Source organism: Stenotrophomonas rhizophila (assembly GCF_001704155.1).
Taxonomy (GTDB): Bacteria; Pseudomonadota; Gammaproteobacteria; order Xanthomonadales; family Xanthomonadaceae; genus Stenotrophomonas; species Stenotrophomonas rhizophila_A.
Window position 1 is genome coordinate 2,015,191 of the sequence record NZ_CP016294.1, and the last position, 26,662, is coordinate 2,041,852.

A 26,662-nucleotide genomic window follows, 5' to 3' on the forward strand; every position below is an offset into this window, starting at 1 on the left:
GTGCTTGCTTACTTGGGTGCCAGGCGCACCGCACCGTCGAGGCGGATGGTCTCGCCGTTGAGGTAGGTGTTGGTCAGGATGTGGCCGACCAGGCCGGCGAAATCTTCCGGCTTGCCCAGGCGCGGCGGGAACGGGATGGAGGCGGCCAGCGATTCCTGCACGGCCGGCGGCATGCCATCGACCATCGGGGTCCAGAAAATGCCCGGGGCGATGGTCATTACGCGGATGCCGAAGCGCGACAGCTCGCGCGCCATCGGCAGGGTCATGCCGACCACGCCACCCTTCGAGGCGGCATAGGCGGCCTGGCCGATCTGGCCTTCATAGGCGGCCACGCTGGCGGTGTTGATGATCACGCCGCGCTCGCCATCGTCGCCGGCGGCGTTGTGCTGCATGCGGTTGGCCGCGGCCTTGGCTACGTTGAAGCTGCCCACCAGGTTGACCATGATGGTGTTCTGGAAGGTGGCCAGCGGCATCGGCGCCTCCTTGCCGAGCACGCGGCCCGCGCCGAGGATGCCGGCGCAGCTGACCACGGCGTTCAGGCCGCCCAGGAAGTCGTGCGCGGCGTCGATCTGCGCGGCCACGGCGGTTTCGTCGCTGACATTGGTACTGAAGTAGCGGGCGTTGGCAGCGCCCAGCTCGGCAACGGCGGCGGCGCCCTTTTCGTCATTGAGGTCGAACAGGGCCACCTTGGCGCCATGGGCGACGAGGTGCTGGGCCACCGAAAGGCCGAGGCCGGAAACACCGCCGGTGACGACGGCGCGGACGGAAGACAGCTGCATTGCACGATCCCGCAGGTTCAAGAGCCGCCGATTCTAGCGGATGCCGGCCCGTTCACCGTTGTGCAGCGCAGACGGGCGCTCAGCGGCGCGGCGGCAGGCGGCGGGCGAATTCGTCCGGGGACAGTCCGGGCGCGAACAGGAAGCCCTGGCCGACGGTGACCCCCATGCCGTGCAGGAAGCGGCGCTGCTCCTCCGATTCGATGCCTTCGGCGACCAGCCCCAGGCCCAGGCTGCGGGCGATGCCGCAAACGGCCTCGCACACCGCCACGTCCGAGCGGTTGCCGGGCACGCCCTCGACGAACATCTGGCTGAGCTTGAGCCCGTGGATGGGCAGCCGGCGCAGGTAATTGAGCGCGCTGTAGCCTTCGCCGAAATCGTCGATGGTCAGCAGCACCCCCATCTCGCGCAGCCGCGCGAAGGTCTGCAGGGTGTCGGGCGCGTCCTCGATCAATACCCGCTCGGTGAATTCCAGCTCCAGCGCGCTGCCGGGCAGGCCGTACTGGTCCAGCGCCTGGCGCACGTTGCGGGCCAGGTCCTCGCCGACGAACTGGCGGTAGGACACGTTCACCGCCACCCGCACGATGCCCAGGCCGTCGTCCTGCCACTGGCGTACCTGGCGGCAGGCCTCGTTGAGCACCCACAGCCCGATCCGCACGATGTCGCCGGTGCTTTCGGCGTGGCCGATGAAGATGTCCGGGCGCAGTTCGCCCAGCTGCGAGTTGCGCCAGCGGATCAGCGCTTCGGCGGCCACCAGCTGGCCGGTATGCAGGTTCACCTGCGGCTGGTAGACCAGGTGGAACTCGTCGTCGTCCAGCGCGCGGTGCAGGCGGCTTTCGATCTGCAGCCGGTCGTGCTGGCGCTGCGCCAGCTCCGGGGAAAACACCTGCCAGCCGTTGCGGGTGCGCCGCTTGCAGTCATACATGGCGATGTCCGCGTTCTGGATCAACTGCTGCGGGCGCAGCCCGTCCTGCGGCGCGCGGGCGATGCCGATGCTGGTGGTGACCGAAAACTCGTCGCTGCCGAACCGGAACGGGGTGGAGAAGGCGCGGGTGATCGCCTCGGCCAGGCGCTCGGGCTGGTCGGGCTGGTCGCGGGTATCGCACACCACCAGGAATTCGTCGCCGCCAAACCGCGCCACCAGCCCTTCGGTGCCGATCGCGGTGGAAATGCGCCGGGTGGCATCGATCAGCAGTTCATCACCGGCGTTGTGGCCGAGCAGGTCGTTGACGGTCTTGAAGCGGTCCAGGTCGATGTACAGAACGCCCACCTTGCAGTGGGTGGGGCTGCCCATGCGGGTGGCCAGGTCGGTGAGCACCGCATCGCGGTTCATGATGCCGGTGAGCGGGTCGGTGCGGGCCTGGATGCGCAGGGTTTCCTCGGCATGCTTGCGCGAGGTGATGTCCTGCACGGTGCCGGCGATGCGCGCGGCATTGACGTCGCCGGCCTCGGCCTCGCCGATCATGCGCACCCAGAACGAATGCCCGTCGCTGCGCTGGCCCTGCAGCTCCAGCTCGAAAGGTACCTGGCGGTCGATCACGTCCAGCAGCGCCTGCTGCAGCTGCGCGCGGTCGTCCAGGCGCAGGCAGTCCATCAGGTGCGCCATGTCCTGCAGCGGGAGCTCCTGGCCAAGAATGCGCGCCGCTTCATCGGTGAGGTACAGGCGCTGCAGGCCACGGTCCCATTCCCAGCCGCCGATGTGGGCCAGCGACTGCGCGCGGTCGAACAGGGTGTTGTTGCGCTTGAGTTCGGTGATGTCGCTGAACAGCCCGAACACGTGATCGGGGCAGTCGCGTCCATTGCCGTACACCGGCACGTTGGTGGTGGAAATCCAGATCATTCGCCCACGTGGGCGGTGGTACAGGCCGACAATGGTGCTGCGGACAATGCGCCCGCGCAGCAGTGCTTCTGCTGCCGGCCACTGGTCGCGTGTGAGCGGATGGCCGTGTTCGTCCACGCTGATCCAGTCGTCCGGGCTCAGCATGGCGGCCAGGCTGCCGCCATTGCCCTGCGTGCCCAGGATGCGGTGCGCGGCCGGGTTGGCCGAGATCACGCGCAGGTCGCGGTCGAACAGGATCACGCCCTTGTCGATGGATTCCATCAGCAGCCGGTAGCGCGACTCGGCCTGCCAGCGGCTGCTCAGGTCGCGCGCCACCGCCACGATGCAGTGCTCGCCCTGGTGCTCGAAGCCGGCCGAATGCACTTCCACCGGGAAGCGGCTGCCGTCACCGCGCATGTTGGTGACTTCGATGACGTAGGTTTCGCCCCGGCGCAGTGCTTCCCAGACCGGATCAAGATGATCGCTGGGCAGGTCCGGATTCAGCAGCTCGATCGGCTGGCCGATGATGTCTTCGCGGGCCCGGCCATAGGCGCGGATGCCGGCCCTGTTGAGATCCAGCACCACGCCGGATTCGCTGAGGATGCTGACCGGATCAGGTACCGCATCAAACAGTGCCGCGTAGCGGCGCAGCGCCAGCTGGCGGTCGTCCATCGCTTCCTGCAGCGCCTGCTGCACATCGCGCAGCAGGGCATGCAGGTCGTCGCCGGGCGGCTGCGCCAGCGCCTCTTCCAGGGCCGCCAGCGCGTCGACGTGCCCGGTGAGGTGATCACCGACCGCTGCATCCGTGCGCGGGCGGCGTCGGCTCATGTCGCGGCCAGGGCCCTGCCGGCCTTGCTGCCGGTTTCGCGGCCGAGCCGTGCGGCCAGCCAGCGGCCGGTGGCGGCCAGCGCCGGCAGATCGATGCCGGTGCGCATGCCGATGCCATGCAGCAGGTACACCACGTCTTCGCTGGCCACGTTGCCGCTGGCACCCTTGGCATAAGGGCAGCCGCCGGCACCGGACACGGCCGAATCGACCACGCGCACGCCTTCCTCCAGGCATGCATCGATGTTGGCCAGCGCCTGGCCGTAGGTATCGTGGAAATGCACGGCCAGGGCCGGCATCGGCACTTCGCTGGCCACCGCGCGCAGCATGGCGCGGGCCTTGCGCGGCGTGCCGACGCCAATGGTGTCGCCCAGCGAAATTTCGTAACAGCCCATGTCGTGCAGCGCGCGTGCAACGCGCACCACTTCGCTGACGGCGACCTCGCCCTGGTAAGGGCAGCCGAGCACGGTGGACACGTAGCCGCGCACTTTCACTCCGTCGACGCGGGCGCGCTCGAGGATCGGTGCGAAGCGCGCCAGCGATTCGTCGATGCCGGCATTGGTGTTGGTGCGGTTGAAGGTTTCCGAGGCCGCGGTGAACACCGCTACTTCCTCCACGCCCACCGCGCGGGCACGGTCGTAGCCCTGCTCGTTGGGTACCAGCACCGGGTAGGCGATACCCGGGCGGCGTTCGATGCCGGCATAGACCTCGGCCGCATCGGCCAGCTGCGGTACCCAGCGCGGGCTGACGAAACTGGTGGCTTCGATGGTGCGCAGGCCGGTCAGCGAGAGCTGGCGGATCAGCTCGATCTTGTCGGCGGTGGCCACCGGCTGGGCTTCGTTCTGCAGTCCGTCGCGCGGACCGACTTCGACGATGCGTACGAAATCATCCATGCCGATGCTCCCCATGGGAGGGAAGACGCACAGCCTGCAGTGGACGGGTGGGGGATGGAGTCACGAACGTTCCTGGCGAAGTGGAGCGACCCAGGTTTCCCTGTGGGCCATGAAAGGGGGATACGCGGGATGGGCGGCAAAGCGGCCAGCCCGCGGGTGCGTGGGCCCGGGGCCCTTCAGTCCTGGGTAACCCAATGGGGCGCGCGCTTGTCCAGGAAAGCGCCGAGACCCTCCTGGCCTTCCTCGGACACCCGCAGGCGGGCGATCAGGGCGGCATTGTCGCGGTCGGTTGCGTCGCGGTCGCGCCCAAGGCTGACCCGGCGCACCAGTTCCTTGGCCGACGAAGAGGCGATCGGGCCGGCCTTGTCGAGCAGGCCCAGCTGGCGCTGGACCGCTTCGTCGATCCGTTCAGGTTCGATCAGCTGGTGGACCAGGCCGATGCGCAGGGCGGTGTCGGCGTCGAAATGCTCGCCGGTGGCGAACCAGCGCCGCGCCTGGCGCGGGCCGATCGCATCGATCACATAAGGCGAGATCACCGCCGGCAGCAGGCCCAGCCGGCTTTCGGTCAGGCCGAAGCGGGCGGTGGTGCTGGCAATGGCGATATCGCAGCAGGCCACCAGGCCGACCCCGCCGCCGAACGCCGCCCCGTGCACGCGGGCGATGGTCGGCTTGGGCAGCTCATCCAGGGTGCGCATCAGCCGGGCCAGCGCCAGCGAATCCTGCCGGTTGTCCTCCTCGCTGGCCGCAGCCATGCCGCGCATCCACTGCATGTCCGCGCCGGCCGAGAAAGAAGCCCCGGTGGCGGCCAGCACCACCGCGCGGACCTGCGCGTCGCGGCCGGCCGCTTCCAGCGCGGCGGTGAGCTGCGCGATCAGCCCGGCGTCGAAGGCGTTGTGCAGGGTAGGGCGGTTCAGCCACAGGGTCAGCACGGCCGCGCTGCGTTCAATTCGTAAAGCGTCACTCATCGGGGGCCTGCGCCTGCTCCATACATGTATGGATCATAGCGGCCCATGCGGCCCGGGCCATGACGCGGCGCGGCGATGCTAGAATTGATAACCATTCTTATCGACCGAAGGCGACCTGTGACGTTGTCCGATCTGCCGCTGCACGGCTCCGCTCTGGTGGAATCGGTGCGCGACCTCCATGCAAACGACGCCATCGCCCGTCGGCTCAGGGAACTGGGCTTCGTCAAGGGTGAAGATGTGCGTCTGGTAGCCCGTGGTCCCATCGGCGGCGAACCGCTGCTGGTGCAGGTCGGGTTCACCCGTTTCGCCCTGCGGATTTCCGAAGCCAGGCGCATCGACATCACTGCCGTTGCAGATGGAGCGGCCGCATGAGCGCCGCCACCCTGCGCATTGCCCTGGTCGGCAACCCCAACAGCGGCAAGACCGCGCTGTTCAACCAGCTCACCGGCAGCCGCCAGAAGGTCGCCAACTACACCGGCGTGACCGTGGAGCGCAAGGAAGGCCGCCTGCGCGCGCCATCTGGCCGTGAATTCGCCGTGCTCGACCTGCCAGGCGCCTACAGCCTGCAGCCGGCCAGCCTGGACGAAGCAATCACCCGCGACCTGTGCCGGGGCTTCTACCCGGGCGAGGCCGCGCCCGACGTGCTGCTGTGCGTGATCGACGCCACCAACCTGCGCCTGCACCTGCGCTTCGCGCTGGAACTGCGCGAGCTGGGCAAGCCGATGATCGTGGCGCTGAACATGGTGGATGCGGCCGAGCGCCGTGGCATCAAGATCGACGTGCCGGCGCTGGAGCAGGCCCTGGGCGTGCCCGTGGTGGAAACCGTGGCCGTGCGCCGCAACGGCGCCCAGGCGCTGGTCGAACGCCTGGATGCGATGGTGCCGCACCTGGATGCCCCGCTGGTGGCGGCAGTCGCCGGCGAAGCGGACTACCACGCCCAGGTGCGCGGCATCCTCGCCGCCGCGGTCAGCATGCCCACCCGCACTGCGAAGATCGACGACGCACTGGACCGCTGGCTGCTGCACCCGGTGTTCGGGTTGATGACCCTGATCGTGGTGATGTTCCTGATCTTCCAGGCGGTTTTCGCCTGGGCCACGCCGATGATGGACGGCATCGAGGCCGGCTTCGGCTGGCTGGGCGAGGTGGTGGGCGCCAACCTTCCGCCCGGCCCGCTGACCAGCCTGCTCACCGACGGCATCATCGCCGGCGTGGGCGGGGTGGTGGTGTTCCTGCCGCAGATCCTGATCCTGTTCGCATTCATCCTGGCCCTGGAAGAGTCGGGCTACCTCCCGCGTGCCGCGTTCCTGCTCGACCGCATGATGGCCTCGGCCGGCCTGTCGGGCCGTTCGTTCATCCCACTGCTGTCCAGCTTCGCCTGCGCGGTGCCCGGCATCATGGCCACCCGCAGCATCCAGGACCCGCGCGACCGCCTCGCCACCATCCTGGTCGCCCCGCTGATGACCTGCTCGGCACGCCTGCCGGTCTACGCCCTGCTGATCGGCGCGTTCATCCCGCAGAAGACCCTGTGGGGCTTCGTCAGCCAGCAGGGCCTGATCCTGTTCGCCCTGTACGCGGCCGGCATCTTCAGCGCACTGGCGATGTCGTGGGTGATGAAGAAGTGGCGCCGCGACAAGAGCGAACACCCGCTGATGCTTGAACTGCCGTCCTACCGCATTCCGCACCCGCGCGACCTGGCCGTGGGCCTGTACGAGCGCGGCATGATCTTCCTCAAGCGCGTGGGCGGCATCATCCTCTCGCTGACCATCCTGCTGTGGGTGCTGCTGTCGTTCCCGGGTGCCCCCGAAAACGCGACCATGCCGGCCATCGATTACAGCTTCGCTGGCCAGATCGGCCATGCCATGGCCGTGTTCTTCGCCCCGCTGGGCTTCAACTGGCAGATCTGCATCGCACTGATCCCCGGCATGGGCGCCCGCGAAGTGGCTGTGTCCTCGCTCGCCACCATCTACGCCCTGTCCGCCGCCGACGATGACGCCGCCATCCAGGCCCTGACCCCGGTGGTCGCCAACGGCTGGTCGCTGGCCACCGGCCTGTCCCTGCTGGTGTGGTTCATCTACGCCCCGATGTGCATCTCCACCCTGGCCACCATCAAGCGCGAAACCAACTCCTGGAAGCAGGTCGGCTTTGCCACCTTCTACCTGTTCGCGGCCGCCTACGTCGCCGCGCTGGTCACCTACCAGGTGACCGTGGCCCTGGGCGGCGGCTGATGAGCACCGGCCTGCTCCTGCAGTACATCGTGGTCGCGCTGATCGTCCTGATCAGCGCCTGGGTAGTGCTGAAGAAGCAGTTCCCCGGCACCGTGCGCAAAGCGCGCGGCGCGCTAGCGCTCGGGCTGATCAAACCCCAGCGCGCCACCTGGCTGCAGGCACTGGGCCGCCGCATAGCACCGCCGGCCACCGGCGGTGGCAGCGCCTGTGGTGGTTGCGACAGTTGTGGCCCGACACCGCCAAAGCAGCATTGATTGCTAGGGGCTCTACGCTCTTGCTCTCCGTCACCGAAAACCTGTAGAGGGCGGCGTCCCCCGCGGGCCTGCCCCGGACCCGCCCTGCCAGACGGCAACGCAGAGCCGACGCTTTTGATGTTGACGTTGATGTTGGCGATTGCCCAATCCAAGCCCATTCGCTAGCCTGCGGGCATGACTACTCCCCCGATCCGTTTGCTCATCCACGGTGCGTCCGGCCGCATGGGCCAGGCCCTGCTGCGCCTGGCTGCCGAACGCGACGACCTGCAGGTCGTGGCCGCCGTCACCCGCCGCTCGCCCGCCCAGCGCGTGGTCGACGGCGTCCCGCATTTCGCCGCCAGTGAACTCCACGGCGCGCCCCAGTTCGACGTCGCCATCGACTTCAGCCTGCCCGAAGGCTTCGATCCCGTGCTGGCCCTGTGTGTCGAGCGCGGCGCAGGCCTCGTCTCCGGCACCACCGGCATCAGCGAAACCCAGCGCCAGGCCCTGATCCAGGCCGCCACCCGGATCCCGCTCGTGTGGGCCTCCAACTTCAGCCTCGGCGTGGCCGTGCTCGATGAACTGGTCGAACGTGCCGCCGCCGCCTTGGCCGGCTGGGACTGCGACATCGTCGAATCCCACCACGTCCACAAACAGGACGCCCCCTCCGGCACCGCACTCACCCTCGGCGCCGCCGCCCAGAAGAGCGGCGCCCAGCCGCACTACGCCAGCCTGCGCGCCGGCGATATCGTCGGCGAACACCTCGTCCAGTTCACCGGCCTCGGCGAGCGCATCGAACTGACCCACCGCGCCACCAACCGCGACATCTTCGCCCGTGGCGCCCTGTTCGCCGCCGTGCAGCTGAACGGGCGCGCCCCCGCCAGCTACCGCGTGCGCGACCTGCTCGCCGCCAGCGCAACCTGAACGCGTACACCGGCCACGCCTGAACCCCAGGGTGGCCGGACGCTCCCGTACGCTGCCCATTGCAAGCAAACGCTGGCGTTGGAGGGGGGTTGCCTTTACAATTCCCGCTCGCCGAATCACGACAGCCGGACCGGTCCCGCACCGCAGTCCGCGCTTTTTTGCAACCGCTTTTCCGTGAAGCGTGGCGTGACTTCGGTGACCCCTCGGTAGCCAAAGTGAGATTCCCGTGACCCAAGCCGCAATCCTCGTCCTCGAAGACGGCACCGTATTCGAGGGCGAATCCGTAGGCGCGCCCGGCCTGTCCGTCGGTGAGGTGGTGTTCAACACCGCCATGACCGGTTACCAGGAAGTGCTGACTGATCCCTCCTACGCCCGGCAGATGGTCACGCTGACCTACCCGCATATCGGCAATACCGGCCTTACCGACCAGGACGACGAAGCCCACAAAGTGTGGTCGGCGGGCCTGATCGTGCGCGACGTGCCGCGCCGTCCCAGCAACTGGCGCAGCCAGGTCTCGCTGCAGGACTGGCTGCTGCAGCGTGGCGTGGTTGCCATTTCCGGCATCGACACCCGCAAGCTCACCCGCATCCTGCGCGAGCGCGGCGCGCAGAACGGCGCGCTGATGGCCGGTGACGACATCAACGTCGACATCGCCCTGGAAGCCGCACGCAAGTTCCCCGGCCTGAAGGGCATGGACCTGGCCAAGGTGACCAGCACCGACAAGGCCTACAGCTGGAACGAGGGCCAGCTCGACCTGGATTCCAACACGTTCGTCAGCGCCGCCCCGCAGTACAAGGTGGTGGCCTATGACTTCGGCGCCAAGCTCAACATCCTGCGCATGCTTGCCGAGCGCGGCTGCGACATCACCGTGGTACCGGCCCAGACCCCGGCTGCCGAAGTGCTGGCGATGAATCCCGATGGCGTGTTCCTGTCCAACGGCCCGGGCGACCCGGAACCGTGCGACTACGCCATCGAAGCGATCAAGGTGTTCCTGGACAGGAAGGTGCCGGTGTTCGGCATCTGCCTGGGCCACCAGCTGCTGGCGCTGGCCTCCGGCGCCAAGACCGTCAAGATGGGCCACGGCCACCACGGTGCCAACCACCCGGTGCAGGACCTGGACGACGGCCGCGTGATGATCACCTCGCAGAACCACGGCTTCGCGGTGGATGAAGCCACGCTGCCGGCCACCCTGCGCGTGACCCACCGCTCGCTGTTCGACGGCACCAACCAGGGCATCGCCCGCACCGACGTGCCGGCGTTCTCCTTCCAGGGCCACCCCGAAGCCTCGCCGGGCCCACACGACGTCAGCCCGCTGTTCGACCGCTTCATCACCCTGATGGCGCAGGCCAAGGCCTGATTCGAGACGCCGCTGCCTTCGGCGCGGCGCTGCGACCCCTGACACGCTGTACTGACTTAGAGAAGACAATGCCCAAGCGCACTGACCTAAAGACCATCCTCATCATCGGTGCCGGCCCGATCGTCATCGGCCAGGCCTGTGAGTTCGATTACTCCGGCGCCCAGGCCTGCAAGGCCCTGCGTGACGAGGGGTACCGCGTGGTGCTGGTCAACAGCAATCCGGCCACCATCATGACCGACCCGGAGATGGCCGACGCCGTCTACATCGAGCCGATCAACTGGCAGACGGTCGAAAAGATCATCGCCAAGGAAAAGCCCGACGCACTGCTGCCGACCATGGGTGGGCAGACCGCGCTGAACTGCGCGCTGGACCTGGCCGACAACGGCGTGCTGGAGAAGTACAACGTCGAACTGATCGGCGCCAAGCGCGAAGCGATCCGCATGGCCGAAGACCGCGAGCTGTTCCGCGTGGCCATGGGCGAGATCGGCCTGGAGTGCCCGAGCGCGGCCGTGGCCCACACGCTTGAAGAAGCCATCGACATCCAGACCCGCGTCGGCTACCCGACCATCATCCGCCCCAGCTTCACCCTGGGCGGCAGCGGTGGCGGCATCGCCTACAACCGCGAAGAGCTGGTCGATATCGTGACCCGCGGCCTGGAACTGTCGCCGACCACCGAAGTGCTGGTGGAAGAATCGGTGCTGGGCTGGAAGGAATTCGAGATGGAGGTGGTGCGCGACACCGCCGACAACTGCATCATCGTCTGCTCCATCGAAAACCTGGACCCGATGGGCGTGCACACCGGTGACTCGATCACCGTCGCCCCGGCCCAGACCCTGACCGACAAGGAGTACCAGCGCCTGCGCGATGCCTCCATCGCCGTGCTGCGCAAGATCGGCGTGGATACCGGCGGTTCGAACGTGCAGTTCGGCATCAGCCCGACCACCGGCCGCGTCGTTGTCATCGAAATGAACCCGCGCGTGTCGCGTTCGTCGGCGCTGGCCTCCAAGGCCACCGGCTTCCCGATCGCCAAGGTCGCCGCCAAGCTGGCGGTCGGTTACACGCTGGACGAACTGAAGAACGAAATCACCGGCGGCCTGACCCCGGCCTCGTTCGAACCGTCGATCGATTACGTCGTCACCAAGATTCCGCGCTTCGCCTTCGAGAAGTTCCCGGCTGCCGATGCCCGCCTGACCACCCAGATGAAGTCGGTGGGCGAGGTGATGGCGATGGGCCGCACCTTCCAGGAATCGCTGCAGAAGGCCCTGCGTGGTCTGGAAACCGGCAAGCTCGGCCTCGACCCGACCGGCCTGGACCTGGCCAACGAAGACGACATCACCACCCTGAAGCGTGAACTCAAGGCCCCGGGCCCCGAGCGCCTGTTCTTCGTGGGTGATGCATTCCGCGCCGGCTTCAGCGTGGAAGACGTGTTCGCGCTGTCGCACATCGACCCGTGGTTCCTGGACCAGATCGAAGAGATCATCCAGGCCGAAACCCAGCTGGCTGCCGATGGCCTGGACGCACTCGATGCCGCCCGCCTGCGCAAGCTCAAGCGCGCCGGTTTCTCCGATGCGCGCCTGGCCGAGCTGACCGGCACCAATGAAGCGGGCGTGCGCGCACTGCGCCGTGCGCTCAAGGTGCGCCCGGTGTACAAGCGCGTGGATTCCTGCGCCGCCGAGTTTTCCACCAGCACCGCCTACCTGTATTCGACCTATGAGGACGAGTGCGAAGCGGCGCCGAGCAACCGCGACAAGATCATGATCCTGGGCGGCGGTCCGAACCGCATCGGCCAGGGCATCGAGTTCGACTACTGCTGCGTGCACGCGGCACTGGCGCTGCGCGATGACGGTTACGAAACCATCATGGTCAACTGCAACCCGGAAACCGTCTCGACCGACTATGACACCTCCGACCGCCTGTACTTCGAGCCGCTGACGCTGGAAGACGTGCTGGAAATCGTTGAGCTGGAACAGCCCAAGGGCGTGATCGTGCAGTACGGCGGCCAGACCCCGCTGAAGCTGGCGCGCGCGCTGGAAGCCAATGGCGTGCCGGTGATCGGCACCTCGCCCGATTCCATCGACCTGGCCGAAGACCGCGAGCGCTTCCAGCAGCTGGTGGACAAGCTGGGCCTGAAGCAGCCGCCGAACCGCATCGCCCGCAACGACCAGGAAGCCCTGCTGCTGGCCCGCGAGATCGGCTACCCGCTGGTGGTGCGCCCGAGCTACGTGCTGGGCGGCCGTGCGATGGAAATCGTCTACGGTGAGTCCGACCTGGCGCGCTACGTGCGCGATGCGGTCAAGGTTTCCAACGATTCGCCGGTGCTGCTGGACCGCTTCCTGGACAACGCCGTGGAAGTGGACGTGGACATCATTGCCGACAAGGACGGCAACGTGCTGATCGGCGGCGTGATGGAGCACATCGAGGAAGCCGGCGTGCATTCGGGCGATTCGTCCTGCTCGCTGCCGCCGTACTCGCTGTCGGCCGAGACCCAGGCCGAGCTGCGCCGCCAGGTGGTGGAGCTGGCCAAGGCCCTGAACGTGGTCGGCCTGATGAACACCCAGTTCGCGATCCAGGCCGGCGACAACGGCGAGGACATCGTGTACCTGCTGGAAGTGAACCCGCGTGCCTCGCGCACCGTGCCGTTCGTATCCAAGGCCACCGGCATGCCGCTGGCCAAGATCGCCGCGCGCTGCATGGCCGGCAAGACCCTGGCCGAGCAGGGCGCGACCAAGGAAATCGTGCCGGACTACTACTCGGTCAAGGAAGCGATCTTCCCGTTCGCCAAGTTCCAGGGCGTCGATCCGATCCTCGGGCCGGAAATGCGTTCCACCGGTGAGGTGATGGGCGTGGGCCGCAGCTTCAGCGCCGCCTTCGCACGTGCGCAGGAAGCCGGCGGCATCAAGGCCCCGCCGCTGGGCAAGGCCTTCGTGTCGGTCCGCGACCCGGACAAGAAGCGCGTGCTGCCGGTCGCGCAGGCACTGCTTGAGCGCGGTTACAGCCTGGTCGCCACCCGCGGCACTGCCGCGTGGCTGCAGGAGCACGGCATGCAGTGCGAGATCGTCAACAAGGTCGTTGAAGGCCGCCCGCACATCGTCGATTCGATCAAGAACGGCGAGATCGTGTATATCGTCAACACGACCGAAGGGCGTGCGGCGATCAACGACTCGTTCTCGATCCGTCGCGAGGCGCTGCAGCACCGCGTCACCTATTCGACCACCATTGCCGGCGCCAAGGCGCTGGTGCAATCACTGGAATTCCGCGGTACCGGCCCGGTCTGGTCGCTGCAGGAGCTGCACAAGGAGTTGAACGCATGAGAGCACCGATTACCCTGAAGGGCGCGCAGCGTCTGCGCGAAGAGCTTGACCAGCTGAAGTCGGTCAAGCGCCCCAAGGTCATCGCGGCCATTGCCGAGGCACGTGAGCACGGCGATCTCAAGGAGAACGCCGAGTACCACGCCGCGCGCGAAGAGCAGGGCTTCATCGAAGGCCGCATCAAGCAGCTGGAAGGCGAGCTGTCGCATGCCGAGATCATCGACATCACCAAGCTCAATGCCGGCAGCAAGGTCGTGTTCGGCGCTACCGTGAAGCTGGCCGATGTGGAAAGCGATGAAGAGAAGCGCTACCAGATCGTGGGCGACCTGGAGGCAGACATCAAACTCGGCCTGATCGCGATTTCCTCGCCGGTGGCGCGTGCCATGATCGGCAAGAACGAGGGCGACAGCATCGTGATCGACGCCCCGGCCGGGCAACGGGAGTACGAAATCGTCAGCGTCGAGTATCTGGACTGACCTGACCATGGCCACGGCAACCCTGTTGCTGCCGGCGCGCAGCCGCTTCCCGGCGGCGGCGTTGCCTGATGACGTGGCCAAGGCGCTCGGCCGCGCCGAGCGCAGCCGGGTCGATGCCGGCGAGCGTGCCCAGCTGCAGCGGCATTTCCAGCTGCAGCCGGCCGATTGGCCGGTGGCGGCACTGACCCGGCAGCTGGATGTGGGCGATGCCCACGATGGCGTATGGCTGCGGGCGGACCCGGCCAACGTGGTGCCGGACATGCACGGCGCGCGGATGATGGGCCACGGCGACACGTTGCGGCTTGAGGCCGACGACGTGGCGGCGTTGCTGCCGGCGCTGCAGCCGCTGTTTGCCGGGTATGGATTCACCCTGGATGCGCCGACGCCGTCGCGCTGGTACCTGCGCTTGCCGCCAGGCACCACGCTGCCGGCGTTCGCCGCGCCCGATGACGTGCTGGGCGATGACCTGTTCGCGCACCTGCCCGAAGGCGACGCCGGGCGTCGCTGGCGGGCGTTGTTGACTGAAGCCCAGGTGGTGCTGCACCAGCACGCGTGGAACGTGCAGCGCCTGGCAGCCGGCAAGCGGGCGGTCAATTCGCTGTGGTTCTGGGGTGGCGGTGAGCTGCCCGGGGCGGTGCGTACCGCCCACGCGCAGGTCCGCAGCCGCGATGCGCTGCTGCAGGCCTTGGCCAAGGCGGCCGGCGTGCAGGCCGATGGCGACCAGCAGGTGGATGCGCTGGTGGACCTGCGCCAACTGCGTTCGCTGGAACAGCTGGGCAACGATGCGATCCGGCCGCTGTTGTCGGCATTGCAGCGCGGCGAACTGCGTCGGCTGGTGCTGGATTTCGAGGATGGCGCGCGGTTCGAGCTGGACAAGGGTCAGCGCTGGCGGTTCTGGAAGAAGCCGGTACAGCTGCACGATTGATGCCGGGTATCATGGTGGCCATCGGCGTTCGCGCTGTTCATCGAGCCCGCCTTGACCTCTGCTGATTCCCTCCAGATCCAACGCCGTCCTGTTGCCGTGCCCGGCGACTGGCCGGGCGGCATGCTGCCGCTGCTGCAGCGCCTGTACGCGGCGCGCGGGGTTACCGATGCGGCGCAGGCGCAGCCGAAGCTGGCCCAGCTGCACGCGCCGGAACTGATGGGCAGCATGCAGGCCGCCGTGGACCTGCTGGCCGCGGCGATTGCGGCCGATGAGCGCATCCTGGTGGTGGGCGATTTCGATTGTGATGGCGCCACCGCCTGCGCGGTCGGCGTGCGCGGCCTGCGCATGCTCGGCGCACGCGACGTCGTGCATGCGGTACCCAACCGCATGCTGCACGGCTACGGCCTGTCGCCGTCGCTGGTGGCCGAGCTGGCGCCCCTGCAGCCCGGGCTGCTGGTCACCGTCGACCATGGCATTGCCTGCCATGCCGGCGTGACTGCGGCCAAGGCCCTCGGTTGGAAGGTGCTGGTCACCGACCACCACCTGCCGGGCGAACAGCTTCCGCCGGCCGATGCGATCGTCGATCCCAACATCAACGGTGATGCGTTCCCGAGCAAGGCGCTGGCCGGCGTCGGCGTGATCTTCTATGTGTTGATGGCCCTGCGCCGGCATCTGCGCGTGCAGGGGGCGTTTGCCACGGGTGCCGAGCCGGACCTGCTGACCCTGCTGGACCTGGTCGCGGTCGGCACCGTGGCCGACCTGGTCGCCCTGGATGCGAACAACCGGGCACTGGTGTCGGCCGGACTGCGCCGGCTGCGGGCCGGCCACGGCTGCGTGGGCCTGCAGGCGCTGATTGAAGCCAGTGGCCGCGATGCGGCGCGGCTGAGTGCCACCGATATCGGCTTCGCCCTCGGCCCACGCCTGAACGCGGCCGGCCGGCTGGAAGACATGGCGCTGGGCATCGAACTGCTGCTCACCGAAGACCGCAGCCAGGCCCGCGAGATCGCGCAGACGCTGGAGCAGATCAACTCTGAGCGGCGTGCCGTGCAGCAGCTGATGACCGACGACGCAGAGCTTGCCGTGTCCCGCGCGGTGCTGACCGCCGAAGGCGAGCGCCCGATTGCGGCCTGCCTGTTCGATGCCGAATGGCACCCGGGCGTGGTGGGCCTGGTGGCATCGAAGATGAAGGATCGCCTGCACCGGCCCGTGATTGCGTTTGCGCCCTCCGAACCCGGCAGCGATTCGCTGCGGGGTTCGGCGCGGTCGATTGCCGGTTTCCACATCCGTGACGCGCTGGCGCTGGTCAACGCGGGCCACCCGGGACTGATCGACAAGTTCGGCGGCCACGCGATGGCGGCCGGCCTGAGCCTTCCGCACGCACGGCTGCAGGAGTTCCAGCACGCCTTCGTCGCCGTGGTCGAAGCCAGCATGGATCCGGCTGCGTTGCAGCAGCTGCTGGTGAGCGATGGTGAACTTGCCCCGGCCGAGCTGGATTTCCAGCACGCCGAAGCGTTGCGCCTGGCCGGTCCGTGGGGGCAGGGCTTCCCGGAGCCGCTGTTCGATGGCCACTTCCAGGTGGCGCGCTGGCAGGTGCTGAAGGAAAAGCATCTCAAGCTCAGCCTGCGCGTGCCCGGCCGCGCAGAGCCGATCAACGCCATCCACTTCAGTGGCTGGCGAGGCAACGCGCCGGCCAACAACGTGCACATCGCCTATCGCCTGGTCAGCGACGACTACCGCGGCGGCGGTGCGATCCAGCTGATCATCGAGCACTGCGCCGACGCGTGATTGGGACTGCGCCTACTGTGGCGCCGGATCGAGACACGTAGTGTCACGCCATTGCCCGCCATCTTGGCTTGGGGAGTGGCGAAAGACATGTCGCATGTTCGCTGGACCTACCTGGTTGCCACGCTGTTGGTCTGCGCATCGCTCGTCCATCTGAAGGGGGAGTGGGGCAATTCCGACAGCATCAACGTGTTCAACTACTGGTGCGGAGGCGCGACATTGGTGGCGCTGGTCGTTGCCATCGGGGAGATCGTGCATGCCGGAACGGCTGGAAAGGCGGTAAGGAAGGCCTTTGCGCGTGCTGCACACCAGCAAACAAAGGTTCTAGCTATCGAAGTCATCTCTTTGATAGATGACGTGAGCTCGAAAGTTCAGCGAAAAGACTATAGTGCGGCCTTGAGGGCACTGCAGATGGCGCGCCGGTTCCTGGCGCGGCTGGATGCGCGTTACGCGAAGGACCTCACCCAGCACCCTTCGCTCACGCCCCTGTTGAACGATGCGGAAATGATCATCCTGAAGGCAATCCATAACACGGCAAGCGCGACGATGAGCCGGGCGGCCTGCCATACGCTCAGCGATTACCTGGTCAGGATCAAGTCAAGCGTGGAGACGCTGGAACGAAGAGGAGTGGAAGAATGATGCTGCCGACCGGTCTATTGACGTTCCTGGAAAAGGTCCTCCTGAAGACGGAGGCTGGCGAACTGGCGTGGCTGTTCGATGCGGAGGGTGACGATGTCTCGGTGGGAACACCGGAGTTCAGCATGACGGTGCGGCACGACTTCAACCGGAATCTGGAAGCCAACCAGTTCATGGTGTTCTATCGAGGCGGAATGGATCAGCAGGCCCATCGCTTTGTCACCAACGACAGCGCCGAGGGCGATTACCTGCTGCTGCAGCGGCTGTTCAATGCCGCGCAGGCGACCTCGACCGTGTTCCCGTTCTGAACCTGCGGGCGGCTCAGGGCGCCTCCTTGACCTCGGTTACCAGTGTCGGCAGGTCCCAGGCGCCGCCTGCGGCGACCAGGCGGCACAGGCCGGTGGTGCTGTCTGACGTCTTGACGTATGCGGTGCCGTTCCACGCCCAGCTGGCGCTGGACCAGCAGTCGCCCAGGCCGCGGCCCTTGTGCGAGGACGAGATGGTCAGCGCGTCGTCGTCCACGCCCAGGTTGGTGATGTAAGCGGGCTGGTAGGGTGCGTGGTCGTTTACCACCCAGTAGCCGCTGCCCGCGTTGTAGGCACCGCGCCAGCAGGTCATGGACACCAGCAGCCGGCGGTTGTCCAGGCGCTTGACCGCGATTGCCTGTGGGCCTTCATCCGCATAGGTGCCCTCGCTGGGGTGCAGTGATTCGCAGTCATCCTGCGAGGTCGCGGCGGCCAGCGCGGCACGAAGCGCCGGGGCGTTGGCCAGGGCTTCGTCGGCCGGGCGCGTGGCCACGCGCCGTGGCAGGGTCACCACGGGTACCGGCAGCGAAGCGGGCACGCTGGCTTCGGCGCGGCTGCCTTTGCGCAGGATCGCGCCCGGCGTGCCGAGCCGACCCTGGAATTCGTCCATCTTCAGCAGCACCGCCGATGCGCCACGGTCGGAGAGGGTCCATTGGCGGCCGTTGTCGCCGATCAGCTCGATGCTGCTGTCCTTCACCAGGGCCTTGAGCAGTGCCGTTACCTGCGCCGCAGAGAAGCGGGTGTTGTCCGCCACGGTGCCCAGCGCGGTGCCGTTGATGCGCAGGGTGACAGTGGCCGGCAGGTCGCTTTCCTCGTACTCGCCCAGCATCAGCTCGGCCCCGATCGGCTGGTCCGGCCCGCCACGCCGGGTGAGCAGCACGGAGACCGGATCGCCGCCGGCGTCCTCGTTCTGGTACCCGGCAGCCCGGCAGGTGCGGGTGTTGTCGCAGGCCAAGGTCCAGTCCTCATGGCTGAATGCCACGCCGGGCGTGATCGCGCCGGCCGGTGCGGCGTGTGCGACCGGGAGCAGGCCGGCAATCAGCAGGGGGATCAGGGACAGGCGCATGCGGACATCCTTCTTCTGCAACATTCCATGGGGGAGGGATCGTGGACCAGCAGGGGGCGTGCTGTCCAACCCCGTTTCCGGTGCTGGTGCGTTCAACCCTTCGTCATCGGATCAGGAGCGTCACATGGACAGCGTGCTGCGCGGTATCGGCTTGGGGTTGTTGCTGTGGGTGGGCGGGGGAGCGGGCGTGCCGACGGCGGCAGCGCAGCGCGTGGTCGAGCCGTTGCTGAAGGTGGCCGGTGCGGAACAGCCGGTGCAGCTGGAGCAGGCGCGCATCGACAGCCATGTGGCGGCCGGTCTGGCCGAGACCCGTATCGAACTGGTGTTCCGCAACCCGAACCGGCGCGTGCTGGAGGGGGCGCTGGAATTCCCGTTGGCCGAGGGCCAGCAGGTGACCGCGTTCGCGCTGGATATCGACGGCGTGCTGCGCGATGCGGTGCCGGTACCCAAGGCGCAGGGACGGCAGGTGTTCGAGGCAATCGAGCGGCGCCGGGTTGACCCGGGCCTGCTGGAGCAGACCGCCGGCAACCAGTTCCGCCTGCGCATCTACCCCATTCCAGCACTGGGCACGCGCCGGGTCGCGCTGACCGTGCGTGAGGCCCTGCCGGTGGACAGGGAGGGCCTGCGCTGGACGCTGCCGCTGCAGTTCGTGGGCCAGGCCAACGCGGTACAGCTGCAGCTGGACGCGGTCGCCACCGGCGTACCGGTGACGCACGGACCGCCGACGCTGGCCCTGGCCCTGCGCGACGGCGCCTGGCGCGCCCAGTGGCAGGGCAGCGGCAGGCAGTTGCCGGATCAGCTGGGCTGGACCCTGCCGCTGCCGCGCGGGCTGGATGCGGTGCGGGGTGGCTTCGATGGCGACCACCATGTGATGGTGCAGGTGCCTGTGCCGGTGCAGACCCGCCAACGCACCTTGCCGCATCGCGTTGGATTGCTGTGGGATGCGTCCGGCTCGGCCCGCCATCGCGACACGGCTGCGGAACTGGCCGTGCTTGAGCGTTACTTCGCCGCCATCGGCAATGGCGAGGTACAGCTGACCGTGCTGCGCGATCACGCCGAGCCGGCCCGTCGTTTCGCGATCCGCAACGGCGACTGGAGCGCGCTGCGCCGGTACCTGAAGGCCTTGCCCTACGACGGTGCCAGTGCGCTGGGCGATTGGACCGCGCAGCCCGATATCGACGAGTACCTGCTGGTCAGCGACGGCCTGGCCAACTACGGCAAGCGCGAGCGCCCCGCACTGCGTGCGAACCAGCGCCTGTATGCGCTCAGTGGCGCCGGTGCGCGCACCGACAGTGACCGCCTGCGTGCGTGGGTGGGTACAGGGCAGGGGCAGCTGCTGGTGTTGAACGGCGGCCATGATGTGGACTCGATGGCAGCGCGCCTGTTGCGGGACAACCCGGGCAACGTGCAGGCCGAAGGCGATGGGCTCAGCGACCTGATCGTGGATGCCGACCGCGCCGCCCAGGGCTGGGTGCGCGTGCTGGCCCGGATGCAGAACGCGAACGGTGTGCTGCGGCTGCAGGTGCCCGGTGCAGACGGTAGCCGGCAGACGTTGATGGTGCCATTGGCGCAGGCGCGCGATACCGGCGGTGCACTGGTCGCCCATGCCTGGGCAGACGCGCGCCGTCGCGAGCTGGCCGCAGATCCCGCAGGCAACCGTGCCGCAATCCAGGCACTGTCGCAGCGCTTCGGGCTGGTGGGCGCCGATACCTCGCTGCTGGTGCTGGAAACGCTGGACGATTACCTGCGCTACGGCATCCGGCCGGCGGCGCCGTTGCAGCGGGACTACGACCGGCTGCACGCGGTGAAGCTGGATGACGAGGCCAGCGCCCGCCGCGCGCGCCTGGACACGCTGGCCCGGCAGTTCGCCGAACGCGAGCAATGGTGGAACCGGGCCTGGCCGAAAGGCGCACCTCCGGCGGCGGCGTCGAGCAAGCAGTTGATGGCGCCGATGCCGGCGGCCGCGCCGGCACCGCCCGCCCCGGCCATGATGGTGGCGGCAGAAAGCGCGCAGCGCGAGCGGGCGGAGGCCGCGTCCACTACGCTGGATCGCGTGGAGCTCACCGCCGCCCGGCGCACGCAGGCCGATGCTGCAGCCGAGATGGCGGTGGAAGGCGATGCCGATGACCGGGCAAACCAGGGCGGCCTGCGCATCACGGTCGCCGCCTGGGAACCGGATTCGGCCTACGCACGCCGGTTGCGCGCGGCACGCCCGGAGGCGGTGTACGCGCTGTACCTGCAGGAACGCGAACAGCACGCTGACAGCAGTGCCTTCTATCTGGACGTGGCCGACATGCTGTTCGCCCACGGCCAGCGCGACCTGGCGCTGCGGGTGCTGTCCAACCTGGCCGAGATGCAGCTGGAGAACCGCCACGTGTTGCGCGTGCTGGGCTACCGGTTGATGCAGGCCAAGGCGCCGGCGCTGGCGGTACCGGTGTTCCGTGACGTGCTGGCGCTGGGCGAGGAAGAGCCGCAGAGCTTCCGGGACCTGGCCCTGGCGCTGGAAGCCGACAACCAGCCGCAGGCGGCGCTGGCCGCGTTCAACGAGGTGGTGGTGCGGCCGTGGGACGAGCGCTTCGATGGCATCTCGCTGATCGCGCTGGACGAGTTGACCACGCTGGTGGCGCGCACCGGGGTGGATGCACGCGCAGTGGACCCGCGCCTGCGCCGGGCGATGCCGCTGGACCTGCGCGTGGTGCTCAGCTGGGACAGCGACAACAGCGACATGGACCTGTGGGTGACCGACCCCAACGGCGAGCGCGCTTACTACGGCAATCGGCTGACCTTCCAGGGTGGACAGATGTCGCGCGACTTCACTGGCGGCTACGGCCCGGAACAGTTCTCGCTGCGCCAGGCCAGGCCCGGCCGCTACAAGGTGGAGGCGAACTACTTCGGCAGCCGCGAGCAGCTGGTTACCGGGGCCACCACGCTGACCCTGCGCCTGAGCACGCACTGGGGCAGCCGCCGCCAACAGGACCAGCAGGTGACCCTGCGCCTGAAGGACAGTGCCGACACCGTGCTGGTGGGCGAGTTCGACGTGCGCTGAGCCGCAGCCCGTAGAATCGGGCGCTGATTCCACGGCGCCCGCTGCATGGACCCGAACGTGCCCCACCGAAGTTCCCCGCGCTGGCGGCCCACCAGCCGCCTGCTGGTATGGGCCGCCATCCTGCTCGGCAGCGGCGTGGCCAATGCCGTGGTCGAGGTGATGGACGCTCAGCGCCGGGGCGAAGTGCTGGCGCTGTGGGAGCCGATGACCTGGGAGTTGAGCAGCGCCGGCATGATCCTGCTGACCCTGCCGCTGCTGTGGTGGGGCTGCCAGCGCTGGCCGCTGCATGCCGATACCTGGAAGCGGCGGCTGCCGCTGTACCTGCTGGCCAGCGTGGGCTGGTCGCTGCTGCACGTGGCCGGGATGATGCTGCTGCGCCACCTGGCCTATGCCAGCGTGGGCGAGCACTACGTCGACGGCTCGGCCTGGCCGACCCGGCTCCTGTATGAGTATCTCAAGGACGTGCGCGCGTTCTTCAGCTTCGTGGCGCTGGAGCACTTCTTCAGCTGGTTCGGCCGCCGCCGGCAGGGCGAGGCGCACCTGCTGGCCGCGCCCGATGATGCCCCGCCGGAAGAGCCGGTCGAGCGCCCGGAGCGTTTTCTGGTGCGCAAGCTGGGCCGGGATTTCCTGGTTGCCACCGCCGACATCGAGTACGCCCAGGCCGCCGGCAACTACATGAACCTGCACGTGCGCGGCCATGAGTACCCGCTGCGCAGCACGATGGCGGCACTGGAGGCGCAGCTGGACCCGGCCCGGTTCGTGCGCATCCACCGCAGCTACGTGCTCAACCTGGGCTTCCTGGTCTCCATCGAGCCGCTGGACAGCGGGGAGGCCCGGGCCCACCTGAAAGATGGCAGCGTGCTGCCGTGCAGCCGCCGCCAGCTGCCGGTGCTGCGCGCCGCGCTGGGGCAGGGGCCCGCGCCGGCCGAGCCTGCAGCGACGCCGACAGCAACATGAACAAGCGCTCTGGGCTACAATTCCGGTCTTGTCCCAAGCCTTCATTACCGCCGATATGATCGAGCTCAATCCCGTGCGCCAGCGAATCACCGATCTCACCGATCGCGTGCTCTCGCTCAGGGGGTATCTTTGACTACGACGCCAAGAAAGAGCGTCTGGAAGAAGTAACCCGGGAACTGGAAAACCCCGATATCTGGAACAACGCCGAATATGCCCAGACCCTGGGCCGCGAGCGTTCCAGCCTGGAAAAGACCGTGGGCGGCATCGCCACCATCCTTGATGGCCTGACCGAATCCGGCGAACTGCTGGAACTGGCTGAAAGCGAACAGGACGAAGACACCGCCCTGGCCGTGGTCGCCGACCTGGACAAGTACCAGAAGCACGTGGAACAGCTGGAATTCCAGCGCATGTTCTCCGGCAAGATGGACAACGCCCCCGCGTTCGTCGACATCCAGGCCGGTGCCGGTGGTACCGAAGCCCAGGACTGGGCCGAAATCCTGCTGCGCATGTACCTGCGCTGGTGCGAATCGCGCGGCTGGAAGACCGAACTGATGGAAGTGTCCGGAGGCGATGTTGCCGGCATCAAGTCGGCCACGCTGCGCGTGGAAGGCGACTACGCCTATGGCTGGCTGAAGACCGAAACCGGCGTGCACCGCCTGGTGCGCAAGTCGCCGTTCGATTCGGACAACCGCCGCCACACCAGCTTCACCTCGGTGTTCGTGTCGCCGGAAGTCGACAACAACATTGAAATCGACATCAACCCGGCCGACCTGCGTACCGACGTGTACCGCTCGTCCGGCGCCGGTGGCCAGCACGTCAACAAGACCGAATCGGCGGTGCGCATCACGCACATCCCGACCAATACGGTCGTGGCCTGCCAGACCGGCCGCAGCCAGCACCAGAACCGCGACAACGCGATGAAGATGCTGGCCGCCAAGCTGTACGAGCTGGAAATCCAGAAGCGCAACGCCGAGCGCGATGCGGTGGAAGCGACCAAGTCCGACATCGGCTGGGGCAGCCAGATCCGCAACTACGTGCTGGACCAGAGCCGCATCAAGGACCTGCGCACCGGCATCGAACGTTCGGACACGCAGAAGGTGCTCGATGGCGACCTCGACGAATTCGTCGAAGCCAGCCTGAAGTCGGGCCTGGAAGTCGGTTCCAAACGCCTCGACGCCTGACGGTCGGGCCGCCACGTGCGGCCCGATCCGCTCCATCCCGGCACCCCGGGTTTCGTATTTCCCGTCCATATCCCCCAGACATAGACCCACGCCATGAACGATCAGATCCCCGCGCCGCAGCCCCCCGTCGACGAGAACAGCCTCATCGCCGAGCGCCGCGCGAAACTGACCGCGCTGCGCGGGCAGGGCATCGCCTACCCGAACGACTTCCGCCGTGAGGATTTCGCCGGCACCCTGCAGGGCGAGTTCGCCGATGCCGAGCAGTGGACCGCCGAAGCGCTGGAAGCCACCGACCGCACGGTGAAGATGGCCGGCCGGCTGATGGCCAAGCGGGTGATGGGCAAGGCCAGCTTCGCCCAGATCCAGGACGAATCCGGCCGCATCCAGCTGTTCCTGCAGGGCAGCACGCTGGGCGATGCCTATACCGCCTTCAAGGGCTGGGACGTGGGCGACATCATCGCCGTCGAAGGCGGGCTGACCCGGACCAAGACCGGTGAGCTGTCGGTCAAGGCCACCAGCATCCGCCTGCTGACCAAGTCGCTGCGCCCGTTGCCGGACAAGTGGCATGGCCTGGCCGACGTCGAGCAACGCTACCGCCAGCGCTACGTGGACCTGATCGTGACCCCGGAGTCGCGCGAGGTGTTCATCAAGCGCTCGCGGATCATCCGCGCCATGCGCGCATGGTTGGACAACCGCGACTTCCTGGAAGTCGAAACGCCGATGATGCATTACATCCCCGGCGGCGCGACGGCCAAGCCGTTCACCACCCACCACAACGCGCTGGACCTGGACCTGTACCTGCGCGTGGCCCCGGAGCTGTACCTCAAGCGCCTGGTCGTGGGCGGCCTGGAGCGCGTGTACGAGATCAACCGCAACTTCCGCAACGAAGGCGTCAGCACCCGGCACAACCCGGAATTCACCATGATGGAGCTGTACGAGGCCTACGCCACGTACAACGAAGTGATGGACCTGACCGAAGGCGTCATCCGTGACGTGGCCAGCAAGGTGCTGGGCACCACCACGGTGGAGTGGGACGGCGCCACCATCGACCTGGCCCCGGCGTTCCGCCGCTGGCGGATGGACGAGGCGGTGCGCCACCACAACCCGGAAATCAGCCTGGCCGACTGCACCGACCGCGAGGCGCTGCTGCGCCATTGCGAGCGGCTGAAGATCCGGGTCAAGCCGTCCTACGGCTGGGGCAAGCTGCTGCTGGAGATCTTCGAAGCCACCGTCGAGCACACCCTGGTGCAGCCGACCTTCATCACCGACCACCCGGTCGAGGTCTCGCCGCTGGCCCGCGCCAACGACGACCAGCCCGGCTACACCGACCGCTTCGAGCTGTTCATCAACGGCAAGGAGCTGGCCAACGGCTTCTCCGAGCTGAACGACCCCGAAGACCAGGCGGCCCGCTTCCAGGCCCAGGTCACGGCCAAGGAAGGTGGCGATGACGAAGCCATGCATTACGACGCCGATTACATCCGTGCGCTGGAGTACGGTATGGCCCCGACCGGCGGCCTGGGTATCGGCATCGACCGCCTGGTGATGCTGCTGACCGGCAGCAGCTCGATCCGCGACGTGCTGCTGTTCCCCTACATGCGTCCCGAAAACTGAGACGTAGGTCCGGATGGCCCCGCAGGGGCCGTCCCGGCGGGCTTCCGCTGCGGTGGCCGGACGCGTATGGTTTCCCCGTGGCCCTAGATGGCGCAATCCGCGCCGGCCGTGGAGCATGAGGTGGGACGGGGCATGCGTGACACGCGCATCACACTGTGACCACGATCATGAACTGGGGAATCGTGACCGGAGGTGGTCCCATGCAAGGTGCCGGTATGCAGAGCGGCGGGGTATCCTTACCGCAGCATGTGCCAGTGTGGTCCAGGAAGACGACGGAAACAGCCTTGAATATTGTCATCGTTGACGATCAGACGTCCGCGCGCACGATGCTGCGGCATGTCATCGAGGACATCGCGCCGGAACTGAGCGTGCATGATTTCGGCGACCCGCTGACGGCGCTTGCCTGGTGCGAATCGCACGGGGTGGACCTGCTGCTGCTCGACTATCGCATGCCGGAAATGGACGGGCTGGAATTCGCCCGGCGTTTCCGCCGCCTGCCCAAGCACCGCGACATTCCGGTGATCCTGATCACCGTGGTCGGCGATGAGCCGATCCGCCAGGCCGCGCTTGAAGCGGGCGTCATCGACTTCCTGGTCAAGCCGATCCGCCCGCGCGAGCTGCGCGCGCGCTGCTATAACCTGCTGCAGCTGCGGCAGCAGTCGGAAAACGTGAAGCAACGCGCGCTGTCGCTGGAACAGCGGCTGCTGGCCAGCATGCACGAGGTCGAGGAACGCGAGCGCGAGACGCTGTCGCGGCTGGCCCGCGCGATCGAGTTCCGTGATGCCGGCACCAGCGCCTACCTCGAGCGCATGGCGCACGTGGCCGGGCTGATCGCAGAGCAGCTCGGGCTGCCGGAAGAAGAAGTCAAACTGATCGAGATGGCCGCGCCCCTGCACGACATGGGCAAGATCGCCATTCCCGATGCCGTGCTGCTCAAGCAGGGCAAACTCAACGACGAGGAGCTGGCCATCATGCGCCGGCACCCGCGTATCGGTTACGAACTGCTCAGTGGCAGCCAGAACCGTTTCATCCAGGTCGGCGCGTTGATCGCGCTGCGCCACCACGAACGTTACGACGGCAGCGGGTATCCCGACGGTCTGGTCGGTGAAGCCATCCCGCTGGAAGCGCGGATCGTGGCCGTTGCCGATGTCTTCGATGCCCTGATCTCGCCGCGCCCATACAAGGAAGCATGGACGATGGAAGCCACCCTGGCCTATCTGTACGCACAACGCGGGCGCCTGTTCGACCCGCGCTGCGTGGACGCACTGCTGCGCGGCCGCGTGCAGCTGGACGACATCTGCGCGCAGCATTCCGTTGCGTCCTCCCGCCCGGGGATGTGACATGGCAGGTCT

The 26,662-nt window shown here is 67.6% G+C and carries 21 protein-coding genes; 16 read left to right on the forward strand and 5 right to left on the reverse strand.

Annotation, left to right across the window (positions count from 1 at the left end; translation table 11 throughout):
• Positions 1-8: 8 nt before the first annotated feature.
• The 4 genes from BAY15_RS09135 to BAY15_RS09150 all read right to left on the reverse strand — a co-directional run bounded on the left by BAY15_RS09135 (position 9) and on the right by BAY15_RS09150 (position 5,278).
• Complete coding sequence (locus tag BAY15_RS09135) at positions 9-779, reverse strand: SDR family NAD(P)-dependent oxidoreductase (protein ID WP_068851498.1); 771 nt, start codon at positions 777-779, stop codon at positions 9-11.
• 79 nt (positions 780-858) lie between these two features.
• Positions 859-3,423, reverse strand: coding sequence for a sensor domain-containing protein (locus BAY15_RS09140; RefSeq protein ID WP_068851501.1), 2,565 nt, complete (start codon positions 3,421-3,423; stop codon positions 859-861).
• Positions 3,420-4,313 carry a hydroxymethylglutaryl-CoA lyase gene (locus BAY15_RS09145; protein WP_068854638.1) on the reverse strand — a complete coding sequence of 298 codons (894 nt, stop codon included), beginning with the start codon at positions 4,311-4,313 and terminating at the stop codon, positions 3,420-3,422. Before BAY15_RS09145 ends, BAY15_RS09140 begins: the two co-directional genes overlap by 4 nt.
• 176 nt (positions 4,314-4,489) lie before the next feature.
• Positions 4,490-5,278 (reverse strand): enoyl-CoA hydratase-related protein, encoded by a 789-nt coding sequence (locus BAY15_RS09150; protein WP_068851504.1) that lies wholly within the window; start codon positions 5,276-5,278, stop codon positions 4,490-4,492.
• A gap of 117 nt (positions 5,279-5,395) precedes the next feature.
• Between BAY15_RS09150 and BAY15_RS09155 the strand changes: the two genes are divergently transcribed.
• The 11 genes from BAY15_RS09155 (at position 5,396) to BAY15_RS09205 (ending at position 17,452) form a co-directional block, all read left to right on the forward strand.
• Complete coding sequence (locus BAY15_RS09155; protein ID WP_068851506.1) at positions 5,396-5,650, forward strand: FeoA family protein; 255 nt, start codon at positions 5,396-5,398, stop codon at positions 5,648-5,650.
• Positions 5,647-7,503 carry a ferrous iron transporter B gene (gene feoB, locus BAY15_RS09160; RefSeq protein WP_068851509.1) on the forward strand — a complete coding sequence of 619 codons (1,857 nt, stop codon included), beginning with the start codon at positions 5,647-5,649 and terminating at the stop codon, positions 7,501-7,503. Before BAY15_RS09155 ends, feoB begins: the two co-directional genes overlap by 4 nt.
• Positions 7,503-7,757 (forward strand): DUF6587 family protein, encoded by a 255-nt coding sequence (locus BAY15_RS09165; RefSeq protein WP_068851511.1) that lies wholly within the window; start codon positions 7,503-7,505, stop codon positions 7,755-7,757. The genes feoB and BAY15_RS09165 overlap by 1 nt, the downstream gene beginning before the upstream one ends.
• 222 nt (positions 7,758-7,979) lie before the next feature.
• Positions 7,980-8,660 carry a 4-hydroxy-tetrahydrodipicolinate reductase gene (gene dapB / locus BAY15_RS09170; protein WP_068851514.1) on the forward strand — a complete coding sequence of 227 codons (681 nt, stop codon included), beginning with the start codon at positions 7,980-7,982 and terminating at the stop codon, positions 8,658-8,660.
• A 226-nt stretch (positions 8,661-8,886) separates the two neighbouring features.
• Positions 8,887-10,017 carry a glutamine-hydrolyzing carbamoyl-phosphate synthase small subunit gene (gene carA, locus BAY15_RS09175; RefSeq protein WP_068851517.1) on the forward strand — a complete coding sequence of 377 codons (1,131 nt, stop codon included), beginning with the start codon at positions 8,887-8,889 and terminating at the stop codon, positions 10,015-10,017.
• A 68-nt stretch (positions 10,018-10,085) separates the two neighbouring features.
• Positions 10,086-13,328 (forward strand): carbamoyl-phosphate synthase large subunit, encoded by a 3,243-nt coding sequence (gene carB, locus BAY15_RS09180; RefSeq protein ID WP_068851520.1) that lies wholly within the window; start codon positions 10,086-10,088, stop codon positions 13,326-13,328.
• A complete protein-coding gene (greA, locus tag BAY15_RS09185; RefSeq protein WP_068851523.1) occupies positions 13,325-13,801 on the forward strand; it encodes a transcription elongation factor GreA in 477 nt (158 codons plus the stop codon). The genes carB and greA overlap by 4 nt, the downstream gene beginning before the upstream one ends.
• A 7-nt stretch (positions 13,802-13,808) precedes the next feature.
• Complete coding sequence (locus BAY15_RS09190) at positions 13,809-14,726, forward strand: phosphoglycerate mutase (protein WP_068851525.1); 918 nt, start codon at positions 13,809-13,811, stop codon at positions 14,724-14,726.
• A 51-nt stretch (positions 14,727-14,777) separates the two neighbouring features.
• Positions 14,778-16,511, forward strand: coding sequence for a single-stranded-DNA-specific exonuclease RecJ (gene recJ / locus BAY15_RS09195; protein WP_068851528.1), 1,734 nt, complete (start codon positions 14,778-14,780; stop codon positions 16,509-16,511).
• Positions 16,512-16,598: 87 nt separating this feature from the next.
• Positions 16,599-17,147 (forward strand): hypothetical protein, encoded by a 549-nt coding sequence (locus BAY15_RS09200; protein ID WP_068851531.1) that lies wholly within the window; start codon positions 16,599-16,601, stop codon positions 17,145-17,147.
• On the forward strand, positions 17,144-17,452 hold the full coding sequence (locus tag BAY15_RS09205; RefSeq protein ID WP_141236255.1) for a hypothetical protein: 309 nt from the start codon (positions 17,144-17,146) through the stop codon (positions 17,450-17,452). Before BAY15_RS09200 ends, BAY15_RS09205 begins: the two co-directional genes overlap by 4 nt.
• Before the next feature lie 13 nt (positions 17,453-17,465).
• Here BAY15_RS09205 and BAY15_RS09210 read toward each other — a convergent pair whose 3' ends face one another.
• Complete coding sequence (locus tag BAY15_RS09210) at positions 17,466-18,515, reverse strand: DUF1176 domain-containing protein (protein ID WP_083214262.1); 1,050 nt, start codon at positions 18,513-18,515, stop codon at positions 17,466-17,468.
• A 124-nt stretch (positions 18,516-18,639) separates the two neighbouring features.
• Between BAY15_RS09210 and BAY15_RS09215 the strand changes: the two genes are divergently transcribed.
• The 5 genes from BAY15_RS09215 (at position 18,640) to BAY15_RS09235 (ending at position 26,650) form a co-directional block, all read left to right on the forward strand.
• Complete coding sequence (locus BAY15_RS09215) at positions 18,640-21,561, forward strand: VIT domain-containing protein (RefSeq protein ID WP_083214115.1); 2,922 nt, start codon at positions 18,640-18,642, stop codon at positions 21,559-21,561.
• 45 nt (positions 21,562-21,606) lie between these two features.
• Positions 21,607-22,518 carry a LytTR family DNA-binding domain-containing protein gene (locus tag BAY15_RS09220; protein ID WP_068851537.1) on the forward strand — a complete coding sequence of 304 codons (912 nt, stop codon included), beginning with the start codon at positions 21,607-21,609 and terminating at the stop codon, positions 22,516-22,518.
• A 55-nt stretch (positions 22,519-22,573) separates the two neighbouring features.
• A protein-coding gene (gene prfB / locus BAY15_RS09225; RefSeq protein ID WP_099047393.1) for a peptide chain release factor 2 occupies positions 22,574-23,699 on the forward strand; the annotation gives its coding sequence in 2 pieces (ribosomal slippage) (positions 22,574-22,648 and positions 22,650-23,699; 1,125 coding nt in all).
• 93 nt (positions 23,700-23,792) lie between these two features.
• A complete protein-coding gene (gene lysS / locus BAY15_RS09230; RefSeq protein ID WP_068851544.1) occupies positions 23,793-25,310 on the forward strand; it encodes a lysine--tRNA ligase in 1,518 nt (505 codons plus the stop codon).
• Positions 25,311-25,510: 200 nt separating this feature from the next.
• On the forward strand, positions 25,511-26,650 hold the full coding sequence (locus BAY15_RS09235) for a response regulator (RefSeq protein ID WP_068851546.1): 1,140 nt from the start codon (positions 25,511-25,513) through the stop codon (positions 26,648-26,650).
• Positions 26,651-26,662 lie beyond the last annotated feature (12 nt).